The organism is Thalassospira sp. GB04J01, from assembly GCF_000751115.1.
In the GTDB taxonomy this organism is placed as follows: Bacteria; Pseudomonadota; Alphaproteobacteria; order Rhodospirillales; family Thalassospiraceae; genus Thalassospira; species Thalassospira lucentensis.
The window spans coordinates 100,144-126,106 of the sequence record NZ_CCDX020000011.1 but is presented as its reverse complement, the minus strand read 5'-3'; the positions used below and the strand labels follow the sequence as shown (position 1 = coordinate 126,106).

Genomic DNA, 25,963 nt, shown 5'->3' with positions numbered 1-25,963 from the left:
AACTGAAAGTCATCAAAGAAAAAAGGTGCCGAAGCGGGCATTGGGACCCGCTTCGGCGTGCAGACGGGCAATCTTAGTGGAATGCCCGAAGAAGACGGTTTGCTTCGGCCTGCGCACCTTCAAGGGCTTCTTTTGGCGTTTTCTCGCCGGTCAAAGCCGCCTGAATGGCGTTGTTCAAACCATCGCGAACACGCGCGGTGTCATAGGTGGAAAATTCCGGAATGGCGACTTCAAGCTGATCACGGGCAACCAATGCCTGCGGGAAGTCAGCCGCATAGGATTTAAGCGCATCGGTTTCGTATGCTTCTGGCGTCACACCAACATAGCCGGTTGCAATCGACCATTCCGCGGCACGGTCCGGTGCGGTCATGTATTTGATCAGTTCAAGCGATGCTTCTTTCTGTGCGTCGGTTGAGTCCTTGAACAGATAGAAGTTACCACCACCGGTCGGCGACCCCGATTGTTTGTGTTTTGGCAACATCGCCACACCGAAATCAAATTTGGCTTCGCGCTTAACCGCCGACAGGTTGCCGGTTGAATGCCACATCATGGCTGTCTGACCCTGAACAAAGGCCTGACGGAGCGTGCCCCATTCAATCGTGCCTTCAGGCATGATTTTTTCATCCGTCGCAAGTCCGCGCCAGAATTCAAGCGCCTCAACAACGGCCGGATCATCGAAATAGGTTTCCGTGCCATCGTTGCTCATAAGCTCTTTGCCATTTTGAACGGCAAAGCACTGGAACATCCAATACGGATACCCGGTTGACGGCACCATCAGGCCCCATTTGCCGTCTTTGGCAAGGGCTTTGCCATCGGCAACCAGTTCTTCCCAGGTTTGCGGCGGGCTTTCCGGATCAAGACCAGCTTCGCGGAACATGTCCTTGTTGTAGTACATGACAATGGTCGAACGCTGGAACGGGATGCCCCAGGTTTTGTCATCGACTTTGCCATTGGCCATCAGGGCCGGGTAAAAGCCGTTCAGCCATTCTTTGTCTTCGGCGGTTTTGACAACGTCATCAAACGGAACAATCAGGTCCTGCTCGATCAGGTCATAAACGTCGATGGAAAACATGACCGAAAGCTGTGCCGGATCGCCGCTTTTGATTGCGGACACAGCACGCAGGCGGGTGTCATCATAATTGCCGGCATAGATGGCATTGACCTTGACGTCCGGGTGTTCGGACTCAAAACCATCAATCATGCCGTCGATCACGTCGGTCAGCGGGCCGCCAACGGCGACGGGATAATACATGGTGAGCTCAGTCGCAGCAAAGGCAGGTGTCGCCGCCGTTGCCATCAATCCGGCGGCAAAAGCAGCACGGGTTACGATGTTACGCATGAAGATATCTTCCCTGTTAGAGTGTCGAAACTGTCGAAGGTGAAGTTTGAAATTCTGTCGTCTGTGATGGTGCGTTGGCTGCTATATCGGTCGTCGCCTGTGCATGACGAAGACCGGTTTCGCGATCAAACCAGTGGGCCGCAGCACGCACCCAACTGAGCGAGACTTCCGTCCCGGGCGAAATGTGAACGCGTCCCGGAAGGCGGGCTGTCGCCCCATCCGTTCCGGGTATCGCGACATAAACAAATGTTTCCGCACCCAAAAACTCACTGCCCGTGACGGTGGCGGCAATGCCCCATGCACCGCTCGCCGGATCGGTTGAAAGGTTGAGGTCCTCGGGGCGGATACCAAACGTCAGATCCTTGGGGAGAAAGCCATTTGGCAAAACGTCATTTGGCAACGCCGTGGCAGGCAAAAGTGCCATCGGCGGGCTGCCGACAAATCCGGCGGCAAAGGCGGTTGCGGGCTGAAGATAAAGCTCTGCCGGGTCGCCTGCCTGCTCAATACGGCCATCCTTCATCAGGATAACGATGTCGGCCATGCTCATGGCTTCGGTTTGATCATGGGTGACATAGACCACCGTAATGCCAAGGCGCTGTTGCAAATCGCGGATGTCCTTGCGCACGGCATGGCGCAATTTGGCATCAAGGTTAGAAAGTGGCTCATCCATCAGACACAGCGGATGGCCCGCGACAATGGCGCGCGCAAGGGCAACACGCTGACGCTGTCCACCTGACAGCTCCGACGGTTTGCGGTCTTCACATCCTTCAAGGCCGGTCACACTGAGGGCCTCGGCAAGGCGGGTTTTAATTTCGCCCTTGTCGGTTTTACGTACCTTCAGGCCAAAGATGATGTTTTCAGCAACGCTTAGGTGCGGAAACAGCGCATAGGATTGAAACACCATGGATAATCCGCGCTTGGACGGCGGGGTATTGGTGACATCCTTGCCATTAATCCTGATCGTCCCCTGATCGGCGGTTTCAAGACCGGCAATCAGGCGCAGGGTTGTCGATTTACCGCATCCCGATGGGCCCAGCAGAACGACAAAACTGCCGCGTGGAATATCAATGGAAAGATCATGCACCCCGTTGCCGCCGTTAAAAACGCGCGATACGGACTGGATCTCGATAAAGGGGGATTGGGCCGTCATTTCAGAACTTCGCTTTTTGCAATTTGAAGGCGCGCACGGACGTCCTGGCGTTCAAACAAGGGATTAAAAGGTCCGCCGGGAATGCGGTCGACAACCACAACATCCGGGTCGGTGATATGCCCGCCCTTGGCCGGGGCCGGGCGGCCAAATTTCGATTGATCGGCGACCAGAATGGAATTGCGGCAATTCTCCGCAATGGCCTGACGCAAGGACACTTCGCGATGGTCAAAATCGGTCAAGGTGCCATCGGGTTCGATCCCGCCAACGCCAAACAGGCCGTAATCAACCTTGTAATTGTGAAACATTGCTTCGGCTTCGGGGCTGATGATGTCGCGGTCGGGCAGACGCAGCGTCCCGCCGGGTACAACAATCCGGTTGCCGGTATTATTGCCCAGCGCCATGGCGGCATTCATGTTGTTGGTGATCACCGTCAAATGGCGGTGATTGACCAAATTCAACGCGACAAGTTCCAGCGTGCTGCCAATCCCGATCAGGATCGACGCCCCATCGGGGATCAGGTTGGCGACATGCAGGGATATGGCGTGCTTTGGCGCAATATTGGTGACCTGACGACTTTCATACGACAGGTTCATGCCCGGTTCCCCGGCATATTCCACCCCGCCGTGACGCCGCCGGACAAGGTTGGAATCATTAAGGATATTAACGTCGCGTCGCACTGTTTGCGGCGTTACATCAAAATGATCGGCCAGCGCATCGATGGAGGCAAATCCATCGCGCCGCAGGATGTCGATAATGTCACGCTGTCGCGTTGATATATTCATTTGATCGTTCAATTTGTTGTTTTGAACATGAAAACGATCATACGCGGCTTCGTTGTCACTAAGATTTCAGAAGCATGACATTCAGATGAATGTTGATCTGGACGGTGAAAGTCGCAGAAAACCTTGCTTTGGCGGTGGGTGTTTCTCCGAATACGGCTGCAAACACCGCTCAAAAGGGCTGCTTCGTGACAAAAAATGCCGCCCCAAGACGTGGGACGGCAGTACATCGGTGGTCATTAATCGGGTGTTGGGGATCAGCCAAAAATCAGCGATTGATGCACTCCGACCCCGGCCATGACACCTGCTGCTGAGGCCAGTGTGGCATTATGGCGCGCGGTGGCAGCATCCCCGGCGGCGAAGATGCCCGGAACGCTGGTTTCCTGCGTACTGTCGACGTCAATGAACGGTCCTTGTGGTCCGTCGTCAAAGGCGCAGCCCAGCATGTCGGCAACCGGTGACGGCATGGTGACTTTCGGCCCGGTAAAGATCGCCGTCATTAGCAAAGTACGGCCATCGGCCAATCGAACCGCATCAAGGGCCGGGGCGGTGCCCAGAAGTTCAACCACCGGACTGTTTTCAACCACAATGCCGCGCTGGATCATTGCGGCCTGTGTCTCGGCATCAGGAAGATGGATGCCTTGGGTAAAATAGGTGGTTGGTCCCCAGTCGGGCAGCATCATTGCCTGATGGCTTGAATGGGACATGGTGGCGATGACGCCGATCTGTTCATCGCGCACTTCATAGCCGTGGCAATAGGGGCAATGTAAAACCGTAGTTCCCCAACGGTCCGTCATGCCGGGAATATCGGGCAAGATATCGCGGACACCGGTTGCCAGAAGGATGCGCCTTGCGGTGATGACGTCGCGGTCGTTGATGGTGATGTCAAACCGTATATCCCCGTCATCCGTTCCGGCGGTGGACCGGATGGGGCTGGCACTGGGGCTGGCATGGCTTACCCACCCGTCGCGGATGGTCACGGTTGGATAGGCCCGAAGTTGCGACATGGCGATATCGCGAATCTCCATCGGGCTTTTACCATCCAGACCAAAAAAACCGTGTGAGGTCGCAGCAAACCGATTGCGCGGTTGGCCCGCATCAATCACGCAAATCTTGCGCCGTGCACGGGCAAGCTGCATTGCCGCTGAAAGTCCGGCAAAACTGCCGCCGATGATGGCAACATCAAAGGGCGGGGTATCGGGTGACGCGTTGGCATTTGCATGGGTGGCGGTGGCGGCGATGTGGTCGGTCATGGTTGGGGTCCTGCCTGTTGGAATGACATGCGGCGCATTATTCATGTAACTTTATAAGTATCATGATGGATCGATGTCAATTATCTTGTAACTTTTAGTGTTACAGAAAGGCTGGAAAATGCGCCAAACAGGAGGAGGAAAAAGAAAACCGCCCTTGTGACAGGGCGATTTGTCGACGTCGTCATGGCCTTAAAAGGCCCTGCGACATTGGGATGTCATGCTTGATTTAGCGGTGTGGCACGTCGAAAATCAGAACAGCTTTTCGCGCGGATCGAATTTCGGGGCCGGTTCGGCGGCAAGTTGCTCAAAGATTTCGTCGAGCGTATCGGCCACCGTAAACAGGTTCTTGTGGCTTTCACGTGCAAAGCCATCGGCAATGATGCCGTCAATCATCGCAAGGCACTTGTCCCAATATCCAAGGGCGTTGAAAAACACCATTGGAGTGTCATGAATGCCAAGCTGGCGCAGCGTCATGGCTTCAAACGCTTCGTCAAGGCTGCCCAATCCACCGGCAAGGGTTACAAACGCGTCCGAGCGCTTGAACATTTCGACTTTGCGTTCATGCATGGATTTGCACACAATCAATTCCGAAAGTCCGGTATGCCCGACTTCGATGTCATCAAGATGTGCCGGGATGATCCCGACAACCTTACCGCCATTTTTCATAACAGCATCGGCAACGGCCCCCATCAGGCCAATGCGCCCGCCGCCATAGATCAGCGTGATGCCGCGTTCGGCCATCATCTTGCCAAACGCAATGGCGTTTTCCATATGGCGGGGGTCTTTGCCGTCCGAAGCACCGCAGAAGACACAGATTGATTTTACATTTGTCATGGCGACCTGCCTTTTGTTTCTTGTTTCGCAGGTAGCGGGACGGCACCGGGATGTGCCGGGTATCCGCCCCGTACGGGGGCTGTACGCGACGTAACTTCGTGCGTACATTGGTGACCATAGCCGATGACAGGCAGGCAGGGCCAAGATTTTCCGTGCTGCAGTATATTAAATCTGGGTTCTGACCCTAAATGACGCGCGACTGCCGCAATTTGGTTGCTTTTGCCTGCACGATAGGAGACCTGAAACGCGCGCATCGGAATTTCGGCCGTACTGTCAGATTAATCGGCAAAGTTTCGCGCGATGGTTAACAAGTTCTGAACCTGATTGTGGGAAGGGTAGTTCCGTGCGAGCTCCTTCTCGCATCACATAATATCAAACGAAAAGAAGGCAGGATCGCCCAACGTGTTTGTCGACAATCCTTTTTGGCTGGCCATTTTGGTGTCAGCCGTCATTGCCGCTGTATTGATGCTGGCCTTGTGGCTTGGTCTGGACCGTGCGATTGCGCGGCGTATTGTGCTGGGCGCGGTTATTCCCGCTGTTGCGGTGGCGGTCCCTGCGGCAATCGGGCTGCCTGAAACCGCACGCGGCGGGATTGGTGCGGCCTTGCTGATGCTGGTTCTCGGCGGGGTTTGCGGTGCGATCCTTGATTTTTCAAAGATTTCCGAACGTATTTGTCTGGGGGTTGCGGCGGTTTTACTGCTGCTTGGCGCGTGGATGGTGTTGGCCGCCCCAATAAGCGGGCTTGCCTATCACCCGACATCGATCAAGGTTCTGGCGTGGCTTGCTTATGTGACTGTCGGTGGATGTTTCCTGTGGGTAACGCGGCCCGACTTTTCACAAGACGATATCGCCGATGCCCCGAAAGGAAAGAAAACCAAGACCCGTTCCACCAAATCGACCAAAACGGTCAAGGCTGGCAAAGCTGCGTCTTCTGTCAGTGACGGTGATGTTGCCGGTTTTGCAACACCGGGGCCGGTTGCGGTATTGATGACCCTGTCACTGGGGCAGGGGATCATTGCCGACCAGTTTGGCTTAAACGATTTTGTTGTCTTTCAGGCCGCATTGACCGTGGCCTTGCTGGTGGCGTTGGTGTCGGAAAAGGCTGCACCACAATATCGCGCGGCAGTTTGGCTGGCGGTGGTATGTGCGCTGATGGCCAGTGCAACCGGCGTTATGATCTTGATGCCCGCGTCGTGCTTTGCGGTGGCTGTCTTGTTGCTGGTGGTCTCCGCCGGTCCGGCGGCGGCGCGGATTTCGGTCGTTTTGCCACAAGATAACCCGGCGCAAACAGCGTTGTTTGGAGGGCTGATCCGCATCGGGGTTTTGGGGTTGCCCTTGGTGATGGCGGCACTGGTGGCCTATGTCGGGGCAATGATGCGCGTCAGTGCGTATTAGGAAAACAGCAAACAGACTGATTCTATTCATCTTTACCTAACGGTTGCAAGATATCGTAAGTTCGTTACGGTATGGAAACCGGGGGACGAAAGTAGTACAAGTTTCTACTTCACGCGTTCAAGGCGGTTGTTTGGGGGGAATATGACAAGCAAATTCAAAGCATTGGTCGCGTCCGTAAATAACATAAACATCGTTCAAGGATATTTCCGGTGAAACGACCCTATATCCTCGTCATTATCGGCGTTGTACTGATCCTGGCCGCGATTGTGCTCAACTACATGTTGACGCAAACCGCCGACGAAGATCTGGCGACGACCGCAGAGCAAGCACCGCCAACGGTTTCAAGCACCGAAGAACCGACGCCCCCGGCAGAGCCATCTGACGGATCGGACCCTGTTGCGCCGAAAATCAAAAATCCAAGTTTTGATGTCGTGCGCATTGGCCCGGATGGCAATGCGGTGATTGCCGGTCGTGCGGAACCCAACAGCAAAGTCCGCATCCGCGAAGGCGAAGAAGTCATTGGCGAAGCAACGGCCGATGAACGTGGCGAATGGGTTGTCCTGCCGGGCAAGCCGCTGACAAGCGGTGACCGTGAACTTTCGCTTGAAGCCGAAGACGACACCGGAACTGTTAGCAAGGCCGATGACAAGATCGTTGTCCTGATCCCCGAAGAAGCGCCAAAGAAAAATGAGGCTGCTGAAGCGACGGATGCACCGGCGCCGGCCACTGACATGGCGACCGCGGATAGCAGCGACACTAAAGATACCGGCGACGCTGCCGATACCAGTGCAGATAAAAAAGATCAGCCGATCATTGCCCTGAAAGTCCCGAATGAAGGCGGTGCTGTCACCGTGATGCAGGGACCGGCAGCCGAAAAAGCCGCCGAACCCAAACAAGACAGCAAAGACGCGGCTGAAAAAATGCCGCGCCTGTCGATTGGGGTTGTTGATTATGACACCGAAGGCCGCGTTGCCATGTCGGGCAATGCCGACATGGACCATGACGTTCAGGTATATCTTGATAACAAGCTTGTCGGGACCGCACCGGCCGATGAAAACGGCAATTGGGCGCTAACGATTGGCGAGCCGATTGAACCGGGCAATTATACCATGCGTGCCGATCAGCTTGATCCGGCGGGCAAGGTGACCGCACGTGTTGAAATTCCGTTTGAACGGGCCCGCCCGGAAGAAATTCTTGAGCCGGGATCGCGTTATGTGGTTCAGCCGGGCAACAGCCTGTGGCGGATCGCACGTAGCACCTATGGCGAAGGGCTGAAATACTGGATTATCTATGCGCAGAATCGCAAACAAATCCGCGATCCTGACCTGATTTATCCGGGGCAGATTTTCGCCCTGCCGACCACGGAAAATGCAGCGGAGTAACAGCTGTTCTTTGCGAGGGGCAAAACACATGATAAGTGTGTTTTGCCCTTTTCTTTTTGAAAAGAAGAACAGTTTTGTCCGGGTTGCGTTGCCCTGTATCATCACTAGATGCTAAGAACGCGCCCGAGCGGTACCAATCGTACCAATTGATGTGCCCAACCCATGGCAACCAGGGAATTAAGACTTTGAAATCCGTTCTTGTGCCGATCAATCCAGAAGGCTGGAAATTCGTTGCGATCTTCGCGGCGATCACTGTGATCCTGTTTTTGATCGCCGAACCACTGGGGTGGGCCGGTGTGATCCTGACGCTGTGGTGCGCGTATTTCTTCCGCGACCCGGATCGTATTACCCCGACCGACGAAAACCTTGTCATTTCCCCGGCAGATGGCCGCGTATGCATGATTTCGCAGGCGCCACTGCCCAAGGAACTTGAACTTGATGACAAAACGCCGCGCACGCGCGTTTCGATCTTCATGAATGTGTTCAATGTTCACGTCAACCGCTGCCCGATCAATGGCGAAGTGGTGGGCGAGGCCTATGTGCCCGGCAAGTTTGTCAATGCTGAACTTGATAAGGCATCAGACAACAACGAACGTCAGATCCTGCTTGTCCGTGACAAGGAAGGCCGCGAGTTTGGTGTTGTTCAGATCGCCGGTCTGGTTGCACGCCGCATCCTGTGTGATGTCGGAACCGGATCGCAGCTTAAGGCCGGTGAACGTTTCGGCCTGATCCGGTTTGGGTCACGCGTTGATGTCTATCTGCCCGAAGGTGTCTCGCCGAACGTGATTGTCGGTCAGACCATGATTGCCGGTGAAACCATCCTTGCCGATGTGTCGGTCAAGGCTAAGGAAGCCGCCATCGGGGAGATCCGTTAATGGCCGGCGGCATCCGACCAATTAACCGTCCGCGCAGGTTCAAGGCTCTGTCCTTGACCCGCCTTGTGCCCAATGTCGCAACCCTGATGGGGATGTGTACGGGCCTGACGTCGATCCGCTTTGCCATGCAGGATCGCTGGGAAGCCGCGGTTGCCGCCATTCTGATTGCCGGGATCATTGACGGTCTTGATGGCCGTCTGGCCCGTATGCTGAACGCCTCAAGCCGCTTTGGTGCCGAACTCGATAGTCTTTCGGACTTTGTCTGCTTTGGCGTCGCACCTGCGATGATGCTGTATTTCTGGTCGCTGCATGAATTGGGGCCAATCGGTTGGGCCTTGTCGCTTTTGTTTGCGGTCTGCATGTCACTGCGTTTGGCACGGTTCAACACCCAGATGCTGGGCGAACCGGAAATGCCGACATGGGCCTACCGGTTCTTTACCGGGGTTCCGGCCCCGGCGGCGGCCGCCCTTGCAATGTGGCCGATTGTCCTGACCCTGCAGTTTGGCGAAGGCATTTTTGACAGCCCCTATATCGTTGCACCCTATGGTGTTTTGATTGCCTGTCTGATGGTGTCGCGTCTGCCGACCTATTCGTTTAAAAAGGTCAAAATCCCGCGTGCATGGGTCTTGCCCTTGATGCTGGCATTTGGGGCGTCGGTGGCGTTTCTGGTGTCCTCACCGTGGCTGACACTGTCGGCGATAGCGGCGATTTATCTCATCAGCATGCCGCTGTCTTATCGGTCCTACCGCCGTATGGGCGTTGAAAATCAGCACGAGATGGACAAGGCAGACGAAGAAGACGATGACGGGGAATCTGACGAAGACCCCGAAGAGGGTCTTAACCGCGTTCATCAGAACTGATTTTAAAACGCTGTGATCTGTTACGCAAAAGCCGGCATCACGTGCCGGCTTTTTTGTGTTTGAAGTCATGTCCGCATTTGGACTGCCAAGACAACGCTTACTCTGTGATGTCGTCTTTGTGCGCCTGCCAAAAATGGACTTCATGGGCGTATCGTTTGCGGTCGGACTGGGACAGTGACGCGGTATAGAATGTCACCCACGGCATTTCGGGGTTTTCAACAACCAGTGCATTGATGTCATTGACGACCGCGTGCCCGGTCTGGGTTTTAGTGCAGGCAATCGATGCTGGAATAACATGATCATTCCCCGCAATCGGCCAAGTGGTAAAGCGGGTGTCGGGTGTTTTTTGACGCCGGTGATATTCAAGCTCGGCCGGGAAATAGAGCGTCCAGTCAATGCGATCCAATGTGATCATCGGGAGAAACTGCTCATCCGTTCCGATGACGGTCATGGTTGGACTGCCCGAAAATGATTTGAGGATCGGATCAACGACCGCGCCATAGGACCGTTGGGCGCGAATGGCACCATTGAGTTTCCCGCTTTTGATCAGGCGCACCAGATCAATATGGTCGTCATCATCAAGATACGGCGTAAGGCGATCATCATTCTTTGTCTGTGTCACCAGACTGACGGGGAGATGGGGTAAAACGGCATCGGAAAAAATCAGGATCTGTTCGCGTTCCGGTGTCTTGTTCATGCCGATGTTGCAAAGCGTCCCGCCTTCGGTAAGCGACTGCATCAAGCGCGGAAGCGGCACGATTTCCTTTTTGTGGCGATAGGCCGGCAGGCGATCAATAAACCAGTCAAGCGTGTCTACCCCGTAACCAACAATCTTGCCGTCTTTTTCGACCATCGCCGGGGGCAATGGCGTCAGGGTCCAGACAATTTCATTCACCGGCTGGGCCAACACCGGGGTGATAAAAGCCGGGGACATAAATACCGGGGCGCTTAACGCTGGGGCAAACAATCCCAGCGCCATCCATCGGGCGCGCTTAAGGCAGGAACGAAATAACAACATCAACACCAAACCGGTTGTTCATTGAAATCTATTCTACCCTTAGTAATAAGTGTACTGCAGATGGAATTTGCAAATTTTTTCTGATTTTAATCAGATGCTTGCTCAGATAAACGATCCAGCTTGAGGGGAAGTTGGTCCAAGGTTAGAAAATGCTGGCACTGATAAATTGCTGGCGGGCCTGTTCAAACCATTCGCGGTCCTTGGTATTAAGCCATGCGGCGTAAAAGTCGGTCCAGGGCATGGTGGGGTTGGCATCAATAATCGCATTGATCCGCTTGATAACAGTCCGTCCCGCCGGTGTGTTGGCACAGCCAATCGTTGCTTCAAGCAAGTTGGTGTTGCCTGCAATCGGCAATGCCATGATCGCCTGATCGGGGGCTGACTGGCGGCGGTAATATTCTGCTTCAGACGGGAAATACAGGCTCCAGTCGATCCGTTTTAACGCCAGCATCTTTAAAAGCTTGGTGTCATCGACAACTTCCATCACTTGGTCGGAGGTGCGATAACGCGCCAGATGGCTGTCAACCAGCCCGCCATAAGCGCGCTCAAGGCGCACCGCACCTTGAAAATGAACGTTCGACAGCAACTGCCACAAAAGAATGTGGCCCTGATCATTCATGAACGGTTTGTAACGATCAAAATCTTCTTGGCGGATAACAATCGAAATCGGCAGATGCAAAAGAACCGTTTTCGCAAAGACAATGAATTCGCGCCGGTCCGGGGTCGGGATCAGGGTGGTGCTGCACCGGATGCCATCGGCCGTATTGCGCATTTCCGCAAGCAGGCGTGACAAAGGAATGTGCAGGACAGTGTGGTCGTAATCGGTCAAACGCTGCACGAACCAATTCTGGGTATCGGCGGCATAGCCTGTCAGGTTTGACTGGTCAGTGATGAAAGCCGGCGCAAACGGGGGAACCGCCCATGTCAGCATTTCTTTTGCCAACGGCGCGGTTGGTTTTGCAAAGGCGCACATCACAAACGCACCGGCAAACGCACCAACAAACGCGGTGTACCTCAGCCACTTTTTAACAGCTGTTTTCATTCGATCTTCCCACACGGACTATTCTTATGTGTCTTCTTCTTAGCGCTAAGGATAAGCCAGAAACCCTTATCAAAATATGTATGTAAGGCAATGCGCATCTTAAAGAGGGCGCTGCTGTGGGGATAAAACGTTCGGGCAGTGTCTTGGGCCGTGATCCTAAAGATAACCAGCCCCCAAACGGGGAAGTTTGGGGGCTGGTCTAACCGCGCGGCGGGGTCGGGGGGAAGTGTCGCGCGGCTATTGGGTTAACGTGAAGTCGCGGGTCTGATCTTTCCCATCACCTCGGACGTTTTTTGTCCAATCCATGGTTTGAGCCGCCTGAAACCACCGCCCATCTTGTGACGCATCATCAGCGCACAGGGGGTAAAGATCAGGGTCAAGACCGTGGCGAAGGCCAGACCAAACGCAATGGAGGTTGAAAGCTGCACCCACCATTGCGTGGAGGGCGCACCGATGCTGACGTCACGGGCGACGAAATCGATATTGATCTGAAGCACCATCGGCACCAGACCCAGAATGGTCGTCACCGTGGTCAGCATCACCGGACGCAAACGTTGCGCACCGGTCTGAAGAATGGCCGCCTCGATACTGCCAGCGGTATGTTTAAGCCGGTCAAATGTATCAATCAGAACGATGTTGTTGTTCACGACAATCCCCGCAAGTGCCACCACCCCGATGCCGTTCATCACAATGGAAAACGCCTGCCCGGTGATCATCAGGCCAAGGAACACGCCCGCTGTCGACATGACGATCGCAATCATGATCAGAAGCGAACTTGAGATGCTGTTAAACTGTGTCACCAGAATAATGAACATAATGAACAGCGCGACCGTAAAGGCATTCATCAGGAAGTCCGCCGATCTTTGCTGTTCTTCGTCCTGACCTTTGAATTCAATCGACACACGCGGATCAATATCAAGGTTGCTCATCCATGCCTTGACTTCACCAAGCTTGGTATCGACCAGAACACCATCGGCAACGTCGGCCTTAACCGTCAGCGCCCGGCGGCTGTCAACACGGGTCAGTGTACCGGTTTTAAGCTTCGGCGTGCGTTTGACAAAGTTCGCCAGCGGCACCAACCCTTTTTCGGTGGCAATCTGAAGGTTGTTAAGCTCATCAAGAGATCGATATTTGGCCGGGAACCGTCCGACAATGTCGATTTCCTCGGTGGAATCATCGGGGCGATAGGTCGAAAAATCGATCCCGTTGGTCACCAGTTTAATGACATTGCCAATCTGATTGATGTCGGCGCCAAATTTAAGCGCCTGTGCGCGATCAACGCTAAATTCCCAATCAATACCGGGTGGTGATTTACCATCCTCGTAATTGTACATGCCGCCGATTTCCTGCAATCCGGCAATCAGTTTGCTGGCGGTTTCATCAAGAAGCTCGGGATAGAACGACCGCAACTGGATCTGGATATCCTTGCCTTGCGGCGGGCCTGCTTCCTCGGCACGGACTTCGACCTGAATGCCCGCCAGATCGGCGGTTTCGGCCAAAATACGTTTTTCAATTTCGCTAGCTGTGGGGCGTGTTTGCCAATCGGCATATTCAAGTTGAACCACACCAATGACGTCTTCCGGGGCCTCGTTGCCGCCTGCACCGTTGCCCGACCGGGCATAGATGGTGTCAAACCAGTTCTCACCTTCATGATGGGTATCAAGGGCCAGGATGCGGTCTTCAACTTCTTTAAGCAACGCATCCTGTTCGTAATAGGACATGTTGCCGCGCGCACGGACCTGAACAATGGCGACTTCCGGTTCAACTTCGGGGAAAAACTCAACCCCCTTGCCGAGGATACCAAACGATGCCCAAACAGAAGCAAGGATCACAAACGCCGCGGGCACCACGGCCCAGTAATAGCGAAGCGACCCGCGCAGCATGCGGATATAGAACCCGGTGCCACCTCTGACCTTATCAATGTCATCGGCATGGTCGGCGGCAATGGCTTGGAGGCTTTCATTCGAAGTTGCACCGGGTTTGCCAAACCATGCGCCAACGGTCGGTACAAAGATCAAAGCCATGGCAAGCGATGCGGTCAGGGTAAACAGCACCGTAATCGGCAGGAACTTCATGAATTCGCCAACAACATCGGGCCAAAATGCCAGCGGCAGGAAGGCCGCAAGTGTCGTTGCCGTCGATGCAATGATCGGCATTGCCATGCGTTTGGCCGCCAGTGGATAGGCTTTGCTACGATGCAGGCCGTCAATCATTTTACGATCGGCATATTCGGTGACAACAATTGCCCCGTCAACCAGCATCCCGACCGCCAAAATCAGGCTGAACAGCACGACCATGTTAACCGTCATGCCGAGCGCCCACAGGACCAGAATAGCTGTCAGGAAAGATCCAGGGATCGCAAGACCCACCAGCAAGCCTGACCGCCAGCCAATGGACCAGATCACGACAACCATCACCAGCAGGATCGCCAAGATGACACTGTTTTGCAGGTCATTAAGCATCATTCGGATGTCAGATGATTTGTCCTGCGAATAATTGATGGTCAGGTTGGGCGGAAACGCTTGTTGTGCTTCGGCCGTGGTGGCCTTGATAGCATCAATCACCTCGATGATATTTTCACCAACGCGTTTGGAAACTTCAATTGCGATGGCGGGTTGACCATTGAGCCGGGCAAAGCTTTGGGCGTCTTTGAACGTCCGGCGAACTTCGCCGATATCGCGGAAACGAATGACGGAATCGCCATCGACAATCAACGGCATATCAAGGATGTCATTGACCGATTCAAACAGGCCGGGAACCTTGATGTTAAAGCGCCCCGTACCGGTATCAACCGCACCCGCAGCCACCAGCGCGTTCGAATTGCGCACAAGCGACACGATGTCGATGCCATTAAGCCGATAGGCCTCGATCTTCATCGGATCGATGATGAACTCAACCAGTTCTTCACGATCCCCGGCAAGATTGGCCTCAAGAACGGCAGGCAATCCTTCGATGGAATCTTTCAGGTCGCGCGCCATGCGCAGCAATGCGCGTTCGGGCACATCGCCAGACAGGGTGACAACCAGAACCGGGAACAGCGACAGATTGATCTCGTGAACTTTGGGCTCGTCTGTTTCTGCGGGTAATTCGGATTTGGCGATATCAACCCGTTCGCGCACATCGGCAAGCGCTTCGTCGATATTAACATCGGAATAAAATTCAAGCGTGACAGACGCCCCGTCCTGATAGGACTGGGAACTCATTTCCTTCACACCTTCGATGCTGCGCAGTTCCTGTTCCATCGGACGCAGCAAAAGCCGTTCGGCATCTTCGGGCGACACGCCGTCATGATGCATGGTGACATATAAAACCGGGATCTGAACATCTGGATCGGCTTCTTTGGGGATGGTGTTATAGCCAACCCAACCCGCCGCCAGCAACAGGATCAGAACCAGAATAACCGTGCGTGATCTGTGTAATGCGTGATCAATCAGGGACATTTTCATTGCTCCTCATGTCCACGCATCAGCGCGCGACTTTTTCCGACAGGGTGGTCGCACTTTGGTCATCGGCATCCGTCTCGGCATCTTTCACCTCGGTCGGGATCGGCAGGCCGTTTTCATCTGTTTCCAGATGCACAACGCCGACAGTCGCCCCTTCCTTGACCCAGTCATGGCCGACAACGATCAGTTCGAACTTTTCGGGCAGGCCGCCAATCCACACCCGTTCACGATTGCCGCCCTGAAGCTCGACGGGCAGGAAATCGACCTTGTTGCCGTCAACCACCGAGCGCACGCCAAGTTTTCCGTCGTCATTCAGGGTCAAGACCGATGGTAGAACCTGATGGGCGCGTTTGGTGCCAACCGGAATTTCCATCTCGGCGGTCATGCCGTCGGGAATGGAAAGATCGGTGTTGTCGATTTCAACTTCGACCCGGAAGGTGCGTGTGCTGTTGTCAGCAACCCGTGCCGCATACCGCACGATACCGTCATATTCAGTCCCGTCATACAGCCGCACATGGGCAAGCTGGCCCAGATCAATTGCCCGGATTGAATGTTCGGGAACATGGGCGACCACCAGCATCGGGTCTGCCTTGATCAGGGTTGCAACAGGATCACCAATTGACATCAGATCGCCGATGTCTGCGGGCAGGTTTTCAACAATGCCGTCAAACGGGGCGCGGATTTCGGTGTGGTTCAACTCGGTTTGGGCGATTTTAAGGTCGGCACGTGCCTCTTCGAGCAATGCCAGCGTTTGGGCAACACCGGTTTTCGACCGGTAGTTCTTTTCGGCCAGACTTTCGGCCGCCTTGCTTTCAAGTTCACGCTGGGCCACAAGCGCACGCGCCTTTTGGACCTGTGCCATGCGGCCATCAACGGCCAGCTTGGCAATCAGATCGCCTTTGTTGATGGGCTGGCCTTTGGCAATGCCAAGCTCAACAACGCTTGCTTCGGTTTCTGCCCGGATTTCAACGGAAATGACCGCTTCTGTCCGTCCCGATACTCTCAGGAAATCAACATGATCAACCGCATTGCTGGTGATGGTGCGGACACTGGCGCGTGTGGCCCCATCGGTGCCGGGGGCATTCGCGGTGCCTGAGGCACCTGTCGTGCTGGCGTCATCAGCCTGTGCCATGGCGGCGTCATCAGCAGTATCGTCTCCGACCAGATAGGCCGAGCCAATCCATATGACGGTCCCAACGACCAGAAAAATGGCAATAAGCCGTGATGCATTCATGTTCTTGTTCCCTCAAATATTCCGGTGGCGGAATGCGTCTTTGACATCATCGTAGGCACGTCTTTGGCGTGGTGATCAGATGTAGTCCGGGGCCGTTCGGGGCTTGCCGTCTGATCAGGATTTGTTGGACTTGAAGGTCTTCAAATCTTTGATCAGGTCCTGTTTGTTGTCTTTGATGAATTTCACCGTGGCATCGCACATTGCCTGACCCAATCCGGCAACGAATTTGCAACCGGGCGTGATATTGCCGTCATCATCGCGGCCGGGACCCGATGCACAGTCCTCTTTGTCCGGGTTGTTCGGATCAATCAGGTTGTTCATGGTTTCATAGCGAACGGCAAATTCATCTATCAGCGCCTCGGTCAGCTCAATCGGAAGCTCTTCGGCAAAGGTCAGCGTGAACAGAATATCGGAACGGTATCGATCTTCCGCCGGACGGTTTTGCAACAGGGTGCGGATGAATTTCTGTCGACCATCAGACGTCAGTCGATAGATTTTCTTGTCCGGGCGGTTTTCCTGTTCATGTTCGACAAACGTCACAAGCCCGTCTTGTGTCAGTTTGGTCAAAGCCGGATAGATCGAGCCAAGCGACGCGATTTGAAAATGGCTAAACGGGCCATCTTCAAACATCTTGCGGATTTCATATCCGGTCGCTTCCCCGCCCATCAGGGCGCCCAGGCAAAGTGTACGTACATCCATATTCTGTTCAGTGTCCTTTTTGACTTCCCCCGAACTGACGACGTGCTGGCGGGGGAAGATGCCAGAACGACTATATCAGTTCGATATATGCTGAATTGTCATATATCGAATTGATATAGTCAATAGAATATGAGCGAAAATTTTGTAACGGCTTTTCCATCAGGACGATCCAAGATGGTGCGATGTTACAGACAGCCCGCAAAACTCTATGGCCGCACATCAAGGGGATGTTGATCGGTTGGCCGCCAAATTGTCTTAAAATGCGACATCCTGCGTCCGTTTGTGCATAGTCGGACGCTTTTCACGTCCGACTATGCCTATTGAAACGATATAGTTGGACTGATGGGGCAAAACGGACCAACGCAGATGCAATATAAATGAACAGGAGCATGCCGGAATGGCAAGTTGGACGGACTATGTAAGTGTCGTGGTTGCGGTGATCGGATTGGCGCAGGCGGTATTCTTATGTCTGCTGCTACGCTCCGAAGGCGGACGTGCGTTTGGCGCGAACCGCTGGATGATCCTGTTTATCATAACCATCGCTTTTAATCTGATCGAAGACGTCGCCGATATCTTCGTCATTGGTGACAGTGAAAGGCTGCTGAACCTCTTTTTCGGGCCAATCAATTTCGTGATCGCACCCGCTGTCTATCTGTACTTCCGTGAAATATCGGGAAACCCTTCACGCCGACCATGGGTGCATTTCATTCCTGCCCTGATTGTTTTCAATCTGATGGGCTGGACGGTTTTCCGTCAGGAAGAGCAGACCGGGGCTCTTTCGATGGCCGAGGTCGTCGATGCAATTTGCTGGGGTGCCATTTTCGTTCAGATATCGGCCTATATAGCGCTTCTGTGGCGCGTGGCGTGTCGTTATTTCCGTCAGACACAAGTACAGCTCGGCGCGGATCGGAAGGCGATGCAACGCTGGATGTGGGTTATTCTGGGCGGCGTGACGTTTGCTTTTATTTCCGTGGCCGTGGGGCGAATTATCGGACTTTATATGCCTGACAGTACGGACATGTTTGGCACCGAAATCGCCTTTACCCTCGCGCTGTTTGCCATGAGTTATGAAACCGCGACCCGCCCGGTTCTGTTTGTCATGCCCGACTGGCCATCCGACTTTGAATCTGACGACATCAGGGGCGGCGGCGACCTTGCCCGTCCATCAAACGTTTCAAACCTGCCCAATCGTAACATGTCCAATGCGATTGCCGGCTCAATTACCGGTGTGGCGGCACGAAGCACAGATGCGACAGACAAAGAGGCACGTCCGGCAACAACCGAGCCGACAGGCGTGCGGCCGTTGCTCGATGAGGACGGGGTTGAACGGGTCGTCGCCTTACTGGGTGATTTTCAACGGCGTGGGGACATCCTGAATGATCCGCTGGTGTCGATGCCAAAGCTTGCACGTGCCGTTGGCGTGTCGCCCAATCAGTTGTCTTATGTGCTTAATCACCATATCGGGCAGAATTTCTTTGATTTCGTCAACAGTGCCCGGATCGAGGAAGCCCGATCGGTCTTGCTGCTGGAGCCTGATCGCACCATTCTTGATGTGGCACTCAGTGTCGGGTTCAATTCGAAATCGACGTTCAATCTGGCGTTTAAGAAAATGACCGGCGAAACACCAAGTGCGGTGCGTGAGGCGGCAAAGAAGGCGGAAAACCAACAACCCGAAGCGTCCGATGTAGCACCCGAACGACCAGATATGCAGCCTAGGACGCCATAACAGTAATTTGACGATAAAGCTTCTGCAGTTTTTAGTGCAGGAGCTCGAGAAAATGTATCGCCAGTCTAAGGCCCGTTCCCCCAATAAAGGGACAAAAATCATAGCGCCGACGGTCGATGATCTGCGACAGATACAGCGTCGTCGAAAATTGGTTCTGCGGATTGGGGTCGTGATGCTCTTGGTTTTGGTGGCCGGAAGTCAATCGATGGCTGCCCGCGAAGGCTATGTTCACCAGATGATCACGACGATTGGAGTTGTTGCGATTGCAATCTGTATTTTCGGTCGCGGGTGGTGTTCACTTTATATTGGCGGACGCAAGAGAACCGAACTGGTGACGCGCGGTCCATATTCAATCTGTCGCAATCCGCTTTATGTTTTCAGCTTTATTGGCGCTTTCGGGTGTGGGGCACAGACCGGCAGTGTGGTGATGGGGTTTATCTTTGCCCTGGGATGCTGGCTGGTGCTTCGAAGCGTCGTTTTGCGTGAAGAGGCAATGTTGGCTGAACGGTTCGGCGTGGTTTTCACGCGGTATCAAAACACGGTGGCACGCTTTCGGCCGACCTGGTTCCGCTGGCAGGATGAAAACAAACTGATCTGCCAACCATCATCATATCTTGCCACCACACGTGATGCCCTGTGGTTTCTAATCGCAATCCCGGTGTTTGAAGGTGTGAAGCTCTTGCAAGATCACGGCTGGCTGATGCCACAGATCAGGTTGCCGTAACATATACGGGCGGGGGCAAGGTTCCGGGGTTGGGGTGAGCGACCTCTATCGGGTTTGGCTAAGGCTTTCTCAGGCCGCATCATCCTCTGGCTGACCACCATGCGATATGATCATTTGCTTGCGATCAGCAGCGCGCAGCGGATCAGAATCAAGGGCAAGTGCCGCCTCAAGCTTCTGCGGATCAACGGTCAGGATGTTGGTGGCTTCGCTTTTGTCTTTGTCCGACCAGATATGGACATGACATTCCAGCGCTATGTAGCGGCGCATGGGGGCGTCAAGATCAAGCTTTTCAAGCGTATCGATCTCATATTCACCTGCGGGCAGCAATCCGTCATGACCGGGCAGGTGGGTTGGATGAAAGAACGTCACCGTGCGATGGGTTGTGCGGGTAATGCTCATGATCATGGCTCCTTCGAGCAACCGGCGCGTCGCGATGCGATCTGTTGATACGCAAAGCGTTCCGGCAGTTTGACAGGGCCCGTGTTCCCGATTTTAAGATCCCGATCTTTCGGGGCATCCTGTTGCGGGCAGGGACCCTGAAACAACATGCGTGCTATTTTGCAAGTTAGACGCGAAATAGCTTATATCTATAATATGGTAAGGTTGCCGCGAATGTGCAATTCCATACCCGCCATGTATTTGGAATTACACATTTTTTTAGTGGTTTAGAATGTCGGTCGGGGTGGATGGTGCATCCAAAAAGGCTGCATCCTTGGCAAGGGCGGCGTCCAGATCCGTCGGAGTGACGCTTAAAATCCGTTCGGACATCATGCCGTTGATTTTGGTCCGCAGGTGCAGTTCCGTTGACACCCGGCGATAGGCCGTGATCGAGACGCTTTCGATCAGCTCCTCGGTGGTGTCGACCACGTATTTCCCTGCCGGAAAAAGGTCTTTAAACCCGCTAAGCTGAAACGGATGGCGGAACGTCACTGTCTGGTTGGATGTGCGCGAAATGGTCATGGCTTTGGTGCCCTGTAACGTTGGCGAACGATAAAACAACGACGGAGGGGCATGCCCCTCCGTCCGTGCAAAGATCAAAGATCAGTCGTTCGCACCTTGATGCGGGGCGGGCATCGGGGCGTGTTCGGCGGCCGATTTATCGGGCAGCGATCCGGGCGCATCGCGTGCGACGCCGTCCAATGGCTGAATGGGGATGTTTTTGACCGTCTCGGGATGGGTTTTGGAAAAATCGCGAAATGACATGATCTGTACTTTCCATGGTGAAGCACAAAATGCGCTTCCTTCTTGGAAATGTAGAGGATCGGCGCAATAGCAAATCGTGATGATCGATCCAGTGGCACCGACAACCGCCATCCCCATGATAAGGATCAGCAATTTGGGATAAAATATATTTTCATATCATCTGATGAAATAAAACCAATGCACCCAGCCGCCGATCCCTATACCCCGCGCAGATTGCCCCAGACATGCACATGCCATTGCGGCAATACGCGCACATCAAACCATTTGCGTTTGGCCACCTCATCGACCAGCCAGCGATAGCGCGCGGTCAGCCCTTCAAGATCAACACCGTCCGCGCCATCGGGGTGGGGTTCCGCCGGCGTTGTGTTGACCGGCTGCACACAGACCGGAATGCCGGTGTGAAGACGGCGCACGTGATCGGCAAACAGAAGGTCGGCATCATCGCGCACCGGGAATTTCAACGTAATCGCCGGGCCGGAAAGCATCCCCTTGGCATTGGCCGCATCAATGCAGGCGTTAAGCGCATCGGCGTCAAAGCTGGTCGAGGCACTGGGCGGTTTGGGGCTGATGGTCAGGTAATTCAGATCGGCAAACCAGTCCTTGGCAATACTGCCCTGCGTTTCAATCGCAAAGCTAAAGCCTTCTTTCTGACCGAGCTCAATCAACCGGCCCAGCGGCTGGATCGCCGGATTGCCGCCCGACAGCGTGATCAGGATCGGCGCACCACCGGTCAGTTTTTTGACTTCATCAAGTACGGCCTCTGCGCGCATCGGTTTCCAGTCGGCGCGAAAGGCCGGATCAACCGCATAGAGCGTATCACACCACGAACAGCGAAAATCACAGCCGCCCGTGCGCACAAACACCGTCGGCATGCCAATCAGGGTGCCTTCGCCCTGCACGGTGGGGCCGAAAATCTCCGATATGCGGATTTTACCGTTTTTATCCTGTGTGTCTGAAAGTGCGGCAAGGTTTGGATCATGTGCACTCATGGCCGATATTCCGCCCATGTTTTTGGCGTTTCCGACACCCGCACGGCGGATACTTCCGGCCAGCGATCATGGGCCCAGTCATAGAAAAACAGGGCCAGTTGCTCGGCCGTCGGATGATCGTGACCCAGAACTTCATTGAGGTGCCGGTGATCAAATTCATCATCAATCAGGCGCTTAAGCGGCCCAAGTTCGCGGTAATCACGCACGAACCCGCGCGCATCAAGGGTCTCACCCTTAAGCTCCACCTCGACAATATAGTTATGGCCATGCAGGCGCGAACAGGGGTGGTCGGCATCAAGCCCGGCCAATTGATGGCTGGCGGAAAAGGCGAATTGCTTGGTGATGGTAAACATCGGATTTCTTTCGGTGTTTCTTTGATGCGGCGACCATGCGGATCGAGGTTCCCGCCTGCGCGGGAATGACCTACGTTCCTTTTTACAAAGGAAGTCCCGTCATGACAGCTTCGGCGGGCATCTATGGCCGCACATAAATTGTATGAGGATTAATTCGCCGCGTTATCCCGGTGCGTTCTGACGGGCAAACTTGCGCGCCACATGCTCGGCGTGGGCCTGTTTCCAGTACTCGCGATCCTCATAAACCGTCGGATCTTTCACACACGCCAGCTCAAGCGCTTCGCGTCGCTCAACACAGGTACCACATCGTCCGCAATGGGTGTCATGGCCCTTGTAGCACGACCATGTCAGGTCAATCGGCACGCCAAGGCGCCCGGCCTCAAGGGCGATGTCGGCCTTTGATACATGGACAAACGGCGTATAAAGCGAAACGTCCTTAACACCGTCAAGCGCATGGTTTTGCATCGCCCCAAACGCATTGATGAAATCCGGGCGGCAATCAGGATAGATGAAATGATCGCCGCCATGTACGGCGGTCGCCACCGCATCGGCCCCGGCACTTGCCGCCGCACCAAAGGCCACGGCCAGCATGATGGCATTGCGGTTGGGCACCACGGTGATGCGCATGGTTTCTTGCGCGTAATGGCCATCGGGCACATCAATCTCATCACTGGTTAGCGACGATCCACCCAAAAGGGCACCGACCGAGGTCAAATCCACAATGTGATGTTTAACCCCAAGATCACGCGCGGTACGCGCGGCGTAATCAAGTTCCTTTTTATGGCGTTGGCCATAATCGAACGAAATCAGGGAATGGAGCTTATGCTCGGCCGCGACCTTATAGGCCAGGGTTACGGAATCAAGCCCGCCAGAGCAGACGACAATCGTCTTCATAGTCATATGTCTTTCGTGTTTTTAACCTGGTGCTACGACAGGGGAACGTTACATCGTTCCAAGGGTGCGCGGTGTGCCACGCCATCGGTAAAAAGGCAAGAAAAAACCAAGTATCTCCACCATGTCACATTGGCAGGGATGCTTGGCTTTTGATCAAAATTGCCGGTTAAAAACACGGTTGATTAGGCGTGCGTTCCGCTAAGCACATGAAAACAAATCGGAACCTGAAAATGGCCGTCTTCGACATAGGGCGAAAGTGTTTCAAACATCGCCGCATTAAGTGCGCCCATCTCCATATCCGATGCTTCGCGCAGGATATGGCCAAACAGCATGTCCATCTGCGGTTTCCAAAATGCCACCGTTTCGGGAATACGCCCCGCCGGGCTGTGGGTGGTGGCCTGAATGCCCCGAAACCCGGCACTTTCAAGGCGCATCATCGACTGATCGACATTGCCAAAGCTAAACGGATCAAGCCCGGCCTTATCAAACCCGATGCCAAGAATATTGCCCAGCACCGCATCCATCGCGGCAAAAAGTGGATTATCGACCAACGGCGCCCAGACCATAAAGACGGCCCGGCCACCAGCCCGCAACACCCGGTGACTTTCACGCAACGCCAAATCCGGATCGTCACAAAACATCACGCCAAACCGGCACGACACCACATCAAACGACTGGTCGTCAAACGGCAGGTTTTCCATATTGGCGGGCATGACGGTGATGTTGGCAATGCCGTCTTCTTGGGCGCGTGCACTTAATCCGTCGCACATCTCGGGCACGATATCGGTGGCGGTGACATGGCCGGTAATACCTGGTGTGTTAGCGCTAACATCGCGCTGCCCCGACAGGGCCCGGGCAAAGGTAAAGGCCGGTTCACCGACCCCGGATGCCAGATCAAGAACGGCCAAATCCGCCCCGCCTCGCGCATGGGCAAGGGCGGGCAGATCAACCGCCTCAATCATATGACGATTGATTTTCCCCGCCGCCGGGGCAAGGCGATCCGCCCAGTTGATCCAGTCAGAGGAAAGGTTGTGCCACGTCGTTTGGTCCTGATGGGTCATGATCATCCGAGCTGTCGGTTTAAAGATGCGACGACAATAGGGGGAAAGATGGGGCGAAAGAAAGACCGATTTCCCCCAATGCGCCCCTCACATGTGCGATGGCCACGCGTCAATAAACCGATGCCCGCATAAATTGCGACGTGAGAGGCACCATGTCCCTTCAGAAAGAGACCAACACAGCACTCGCACGCCTTGGCAGTGCCGGGATTCTGATGAGCCTGGCCTGTGTGTTGTATGTTGGATTTGTCGTGACCCTGTTTGCCGGGTTCACCGCCGATATTCAGCGCGACATGCTCAGCCGTGAAATCGCCACCTCCGCGCCCGGTGATCTGGAACGCATGATCCGCCAAAGCTTCTACGAGGCCGAACTTCACGAAGAAATCAAGCAATTACAAAGCGATATCCGCAAAACAAATACTGCTGCACTTGAAAAATTCCGCGTCGGTCTGACCCTTCGCAAAGATGCGATGGCCGCCTTCTGGCAGGCCTATGATGGTGCCGCCGCCCTAAGCACAACCGTAACGCAAAACCGCGCAACGTTTGAGGATGATTTTGCCGCTGCCTACCTTGACGCCATGACGATGGCACATGATTTTGTCGCCCGCTTTCAGGCGCAAAAACAAAACCCGTCTTCTGATCAAACCCCGCTTTCTGATCAAAATAACGGCGACACGGAGACATCCGGTGGACTGCACGCAGATGACGGGGCATTGGTCGTTGCCGCCCTTCGCGCTGCTCTGGCCAAACTGGCCTTTGCAGGCACGACAGGCGATATCGGCTTAACGGTTGTCAGCACGTTTGAACAAGGAGTCTATGACACGGTTGATCAGCTTGGCAAAACGTTTCGACACTTTGATGATCAAAACATCCAGTCGCGGGTCGTGTGGGAAAACATCCGGGCGGAGCAACGCCAGGTCGACAAGATTTTACGCAACATGCAGGCTCAGATTGACGAGATCGAAACAGAACTTGCGCAGAGCAAGACCAAAAAGGAGATCGATCTTTCCGCCCTTGTCGCCCTGTTTCAGAACCCGATTGGCGGTTTTCTGTCCATTCTGGTGCAATTGCCCACCATCATGCTGACCCTGCTGGTCACGGTTGCGGCCGGGGGATTGGGGGCGGTGGTTGCCTTCACCCGCCAGAATTTTGGGCACAGATCAAAAGAGACGCCGCCAAACATAGACCCCGGCCCACCTCAACCCGGTTCGGACCAACCCAGTTCAGACCAACCAAGCTCAAACCAGCCGAGCTCGGACCAGCACGACCCAGCAGCATATGTGCCCCATAGGCCCTTTGACACTGCACCGGATAACACCGCGCATGGCCTTATGGCCTCGGCCCGTCTCCTGATGATGACCGGAGAAGGGATTGCGGCCGCAATTGCGATTTTCCTGTTCTCAGAAGCCGGGATGCTGATGCTGACCCAAGGTGGGCCGAATGGCAGCGGCCAGGTCGATATCAGCCCGTATCTTGTGACCTTCATGGCATTTGTCTCGGGCTTTATGGCCAAGGACGCCTTTAGCAAAATTCAGGATGCCGGGCACAAGATTTTCAAAATCCGCGATAATGACGACGCATCAGGTATGGGGCTTTGAGGCCGATTTGATACGGTCGTGATTGGCAAGGGGAGTGCCGCCGCGATTGCGGTTTTTCTGTTTTCAGATGCTGGGATGCTGATGCGGGCCCAAGGCGACCCGGATGGCAGCGGTC

General features: G+C 54.5%; 24 protein-coding genes. 7 read left to right on the top strand and 17 right to left on the bottom strand.

Features of this window, described 5'->3' with window-relative positions; translation table 11 throughout:
* Positions 1–73: 73 nt before the first annotated feature.
* From AMM48_RS11410 to AMM48_RS11390, 5 genes are all read right to left on the bottom strand, one after another.
* Positions 74–1,339, bottom strand: coding sequence for an ABC transporter substrate-binding protein (locus tag AMM48_RS11410; RefSeq protein WP_102784140.1), 1,266 nt, complete (start codon positions 1,337–1,339; stop codon positions 74–76).
* Positions 1,340–1,355: 16 nt separating this feature from the next.
* A complete protein-coding gene (locus tag AMM48_RS11405) occupies positions 1,356–2,489 on the bottom strand; it encodes an ABC transporter ATP-binding protein (RefSeq protein ID WP_102784139.1) in 1,134 nt (377 codons plus the stop codon).
* Complete coding sequence (locus AMM48_RS11400; RefSeq protein WP_102784138.1) at positions 2,486–3,271, bottom strand: DeoR/GlpR family DNA-binding transcription regulator; 786 nt, start codon at positions 3,269–3,271, stop codon at positions 2,486–2,488. Before AMM48_RS11400 ends, AMM48_RS11405 begins: the two co-directional genes overlap by 4 nt.
* Before the next feature lie 254 nt (positions 3,272–3,525).
* Positions 3,526–4,521: an NAD(P)/FAD-dependent oxidoreductase gene (locus AMM48_RS11395; RefSeq protein WP_102784137.1), complete on the bottom strand. Its 996-nt coding sequence runs from the start codon at positions 4,519–4,521 to the stop codon at positions 3,526–3,528.
* A 249-nt stretch (positions 4,522–4,770) separates the two neighbouring features.
* A complete protein-coding gene (locus AMM48_RS11390) occupies positions 4,771–5,355 on the bottom strand; it encodes a TIGR00730 family Rossman fold protein (protein ID WP_022731964.1) in 585 nt (194 codons plus the stop codon).
* A 402-nt stretch (positions 5,356–5,757) separates the two neighbouring features.
* Here AMM48_RS11390 and AMM48_RS11385 point away from each other — a divergent pair, with 402 nt between their 5' ends.
* The 4 genes from AMM48_RS11385 (at position 5,758) to pssA (ending at position 9,867) form a co-directional block, all read left to right on the top strand.
* The gene (locus AMM48_RS11385; RefSeq protein WP_102784136.1) at positions 5,758–6,750 is read left to right on the top strand and encodes a hypothetical protein; all 993 of its coding nucleotides are present in this window, start codon (positions 5,758–5,760) and stop codon (positions 6,748–6,750) included.
* Positions 6,751–6,959: 209 nt separating this feature from the next.
* On the top strand, positions 6,960–8,132 hold the full coding sequence (locus AMM48_RS11380) for an Ig-like domain-containing protein (RefSeq protein ID WP_102784135.1): 1,173 nt from the start codon (positions 6,960–6,962) through the stop codon (positions 8,130–8,132).
* Between the two features lie 149 nt (positions 8,133–8,281).
* A complete protein-coding gene (locus AMM48_RS11375; RefSeq protein ID WP_102784134.1) occupies positions 8,282–9,007 on the top strand; it encodes a phosphatidylserine decarboxylase in 726 nt (241 codons plus the stop codon).
* Positions 9,007–9,867 carry a CDP-diacylglycerol--serine O-phosphatidyltransferase gene (gene pssA, locus AMM48_RS11370; RefSeq protein ID WP_022731968.1) on the top strand — a complete coding sequence of 287 codons (861 nt, stop codon included), beginning with the start codon at positions 9,007–9,009 and terminating at the stop codon, positions 9,865–9,867. Before AMM48_RS11375 ends, pssA begins: the two co-directional genes overlap by 1 nt.
* A gap of 97 nt (positions 9,868–9,964) precedes the next feature.
* Here pssA and AMM48_RS11365 read toward each other — a convergent pair whose 3' ends face one another.
* From AMM48_RS11365 to AMM48_RS11345, 5 genes are all read right to left on the bottom strand, one after another.
* Positions 9,965–10,885 carry a TIGR02285 family protein gene (locus tag AMM48_RS11365; protein WP_146030403.1) on the bottom strand — a complete coding sequence of 307 codons (921 nt, stop codon included), beginning with the start codon at positions 10,883–10,885 and terminating at the stop codon, positions 9,965–9,967.
* A 142-nt stretch (positions 10,886–11,027) separates the two neighbouring features.
* Entirely contained in the window at positions 11,028–11,927 is a 900-nt protein-coding gene (locus AMM48_RS11360; protein WP_102784132.1) for a hypothetical protein, read from the bottom strand.
* Positions 11,928–12,172: 245 nt separating this feature from the next.
* Entirely contained in the window at positions 12,173–15,367 is a 3,195-nt protein-coding gene (locus tag AMM48_RS11355) for an efflux RND transporter permease subunit (protein ID WP_102784148.1), read from the bottom strand.
* Between the two features lie 25 nt (positions 15,368–15,392).
* Complete coding sequence (locus AMM48_RS11350; protein ID WP_102784131.1) at positions 15,393–16,604, bottom strand: efflux RND transporter periplasmic adaptor subunit; 1,212 nt, start codon at positions 16,602–16,604, stop codon at positions 15,393–15,395.
* A 114-nt stretch (positions 16,605–16,718) separates the two neighbouring features.
* Complete coding sequence (locus AMM48_RS11345; protein ID WP_102784130.1) at positions 16,719–17,303, bottom strand: PadR family transcriptional regulator; 585 nt, start codon at positions 17,301–17,303, stop codon at positions 16,719–16,721.
* Between the two features lie 397 nt (positions 17,304–17,700).
* Here AMM48_RS11345 and AMM48_RS11340 point away from each other — a divergent pair, with 397 nt between their 5' ends.
* Both AMM48_RS11340 and AMM48_RS11335 read left to right on the top strand, forming a co-directional pair.
* The gene (locus AMM48_RS11340) at positions 17,701–19,029 is read left to right on the top strand and encodes a helix-turn-helix domain-containing protein (RefSeq protein ID WP_102784129.1); all 1,329 of its coding nucleotides are present in this window, start codon (positions 17,701–17,703) and stop codon (positions 19,027–19,029) included.
* Positions 19,030–19,234: 205 nt separating this feature from the next.
* A complete protein-coding gene (locus tag AMM48_RS11335) occupies positions 19,235–19,753 on the top strand; it encodes an isoprenylcysteine carboxylmethyltransferase family protein (RefSeq protein ID WP_244271204.1) in 519 nt (172 codons plus the stop codon).
* Positions 19,754–19,822: 69 nt separating this feature from the next.
* On the opposite strand, the gene AMM48_RS11330 is transcribed toward AMM48_RS11335, so the two are convergent.
* The 7 genes from AMM48_RS11330 to AMM48_RS11305 all read right to left on the bottom strand — a co-directional run bounded on the left by AMM48_RS11330 (position 19,823) and on the right by AMM48_RS11305 (position 24,253).
* Positions 19,823–20,152: a hypothetical protein gene (locus tag AMM48_RS11330; RefSeq protein ID WP_102784127.1), complete on the bottom strand. Its 330-nt coding sequence runs from the start codon at positions 20,150–20,152 to the stop codon at positions 19,823–19,825.
* Between the two features lie 258 nt (positions 20,153–20,410).
* Positions 20,411–20,713, bottom strand: coding sequence for a hypothetical protein (locus AMM48_RS11325; protein WP_146030402.1), 303 nt, complete (start codon positions 20,711–20,713; stop codon positions 20,411–20,413).
* 81 nt (positions 20,714–20,794) lie between these two features.
* A complete protein-coding gene (locus AMM48_RS22190; protein ID WP_022731978.1) occupies positions 20,795–20,956 on the bottom strand; it encodes a hypothetical protein in 162 nt (53 codons plus the stop codon).
* A gap of 197 nt (positions 20,957–21,153) precedes the next feature.
* Positions 21,154–21,945, bottom strand: a complete 792-nt coding sequence (gene queE / locus AMM48_RS11320; protein WP_102784125.1) for a 7-carboxy-7-deazaguanine synthase QueE — start codon at positions 21,943–21,945, stop codon at positions 21,154–21,156.
* Positions 21,942–22,298, bottom strand: coding sequence for a 6-carboxytetrahydropterin synthase QueD (gene queD / locus AMM48_RS11315; RefSeq protein ID WP_102784124.1), 357 nt, complete (start codon positions 22,296–22,298; stop codon positions 21,942–21,944). Before queD ends, queE begins: the two co-directional genes overlap by 4 nt.
* Positions 22,299–22,460: 162 nt before the next feature.
* A complete protein-coding gene (gene queC / locus AMM48_RS11310) occupies positions 22,461–23,192 on the bottom strand; it encodes a 7-cyano-7-deazaguanine synthase QueC (RefSeq protein WP_102784123.1) in 732 nt (243 codons plus the stop codon).
* A 182-nt stretch (positions 23,193–23,374) separates the two neighbouring features.
* A complete protein-coding gene (locus tag AMM48_RS11305) occupies positions 23,375–24,253 on the bottom strand; it encodes a class I SAM-dependent methyltransferase (RefSeq protein WP_244271203.1) in 879 nt (292 codons plus the stop codon).
* A gap of 152 nt (positions 24,254–24,405) precedes the next feature.
* Here AMM48_RS11305 and AMM48_RS11300 point away from each other — a divergent pair, with 152 nt between their 5' ends.
* Positions 24,406–25,848 (top strand): hypothetical protein, encoded by a 1,443-nt coding sequence (locus AMM48_RS11300; protein WP_102784121.1) that lies wholly within the window; start codon positions 24,406–24,408, stop codon positions 25,846–25,848.
* The last annotated feature ends 115 nt before the right edge of the window (positions 25,849–25,963 follow it).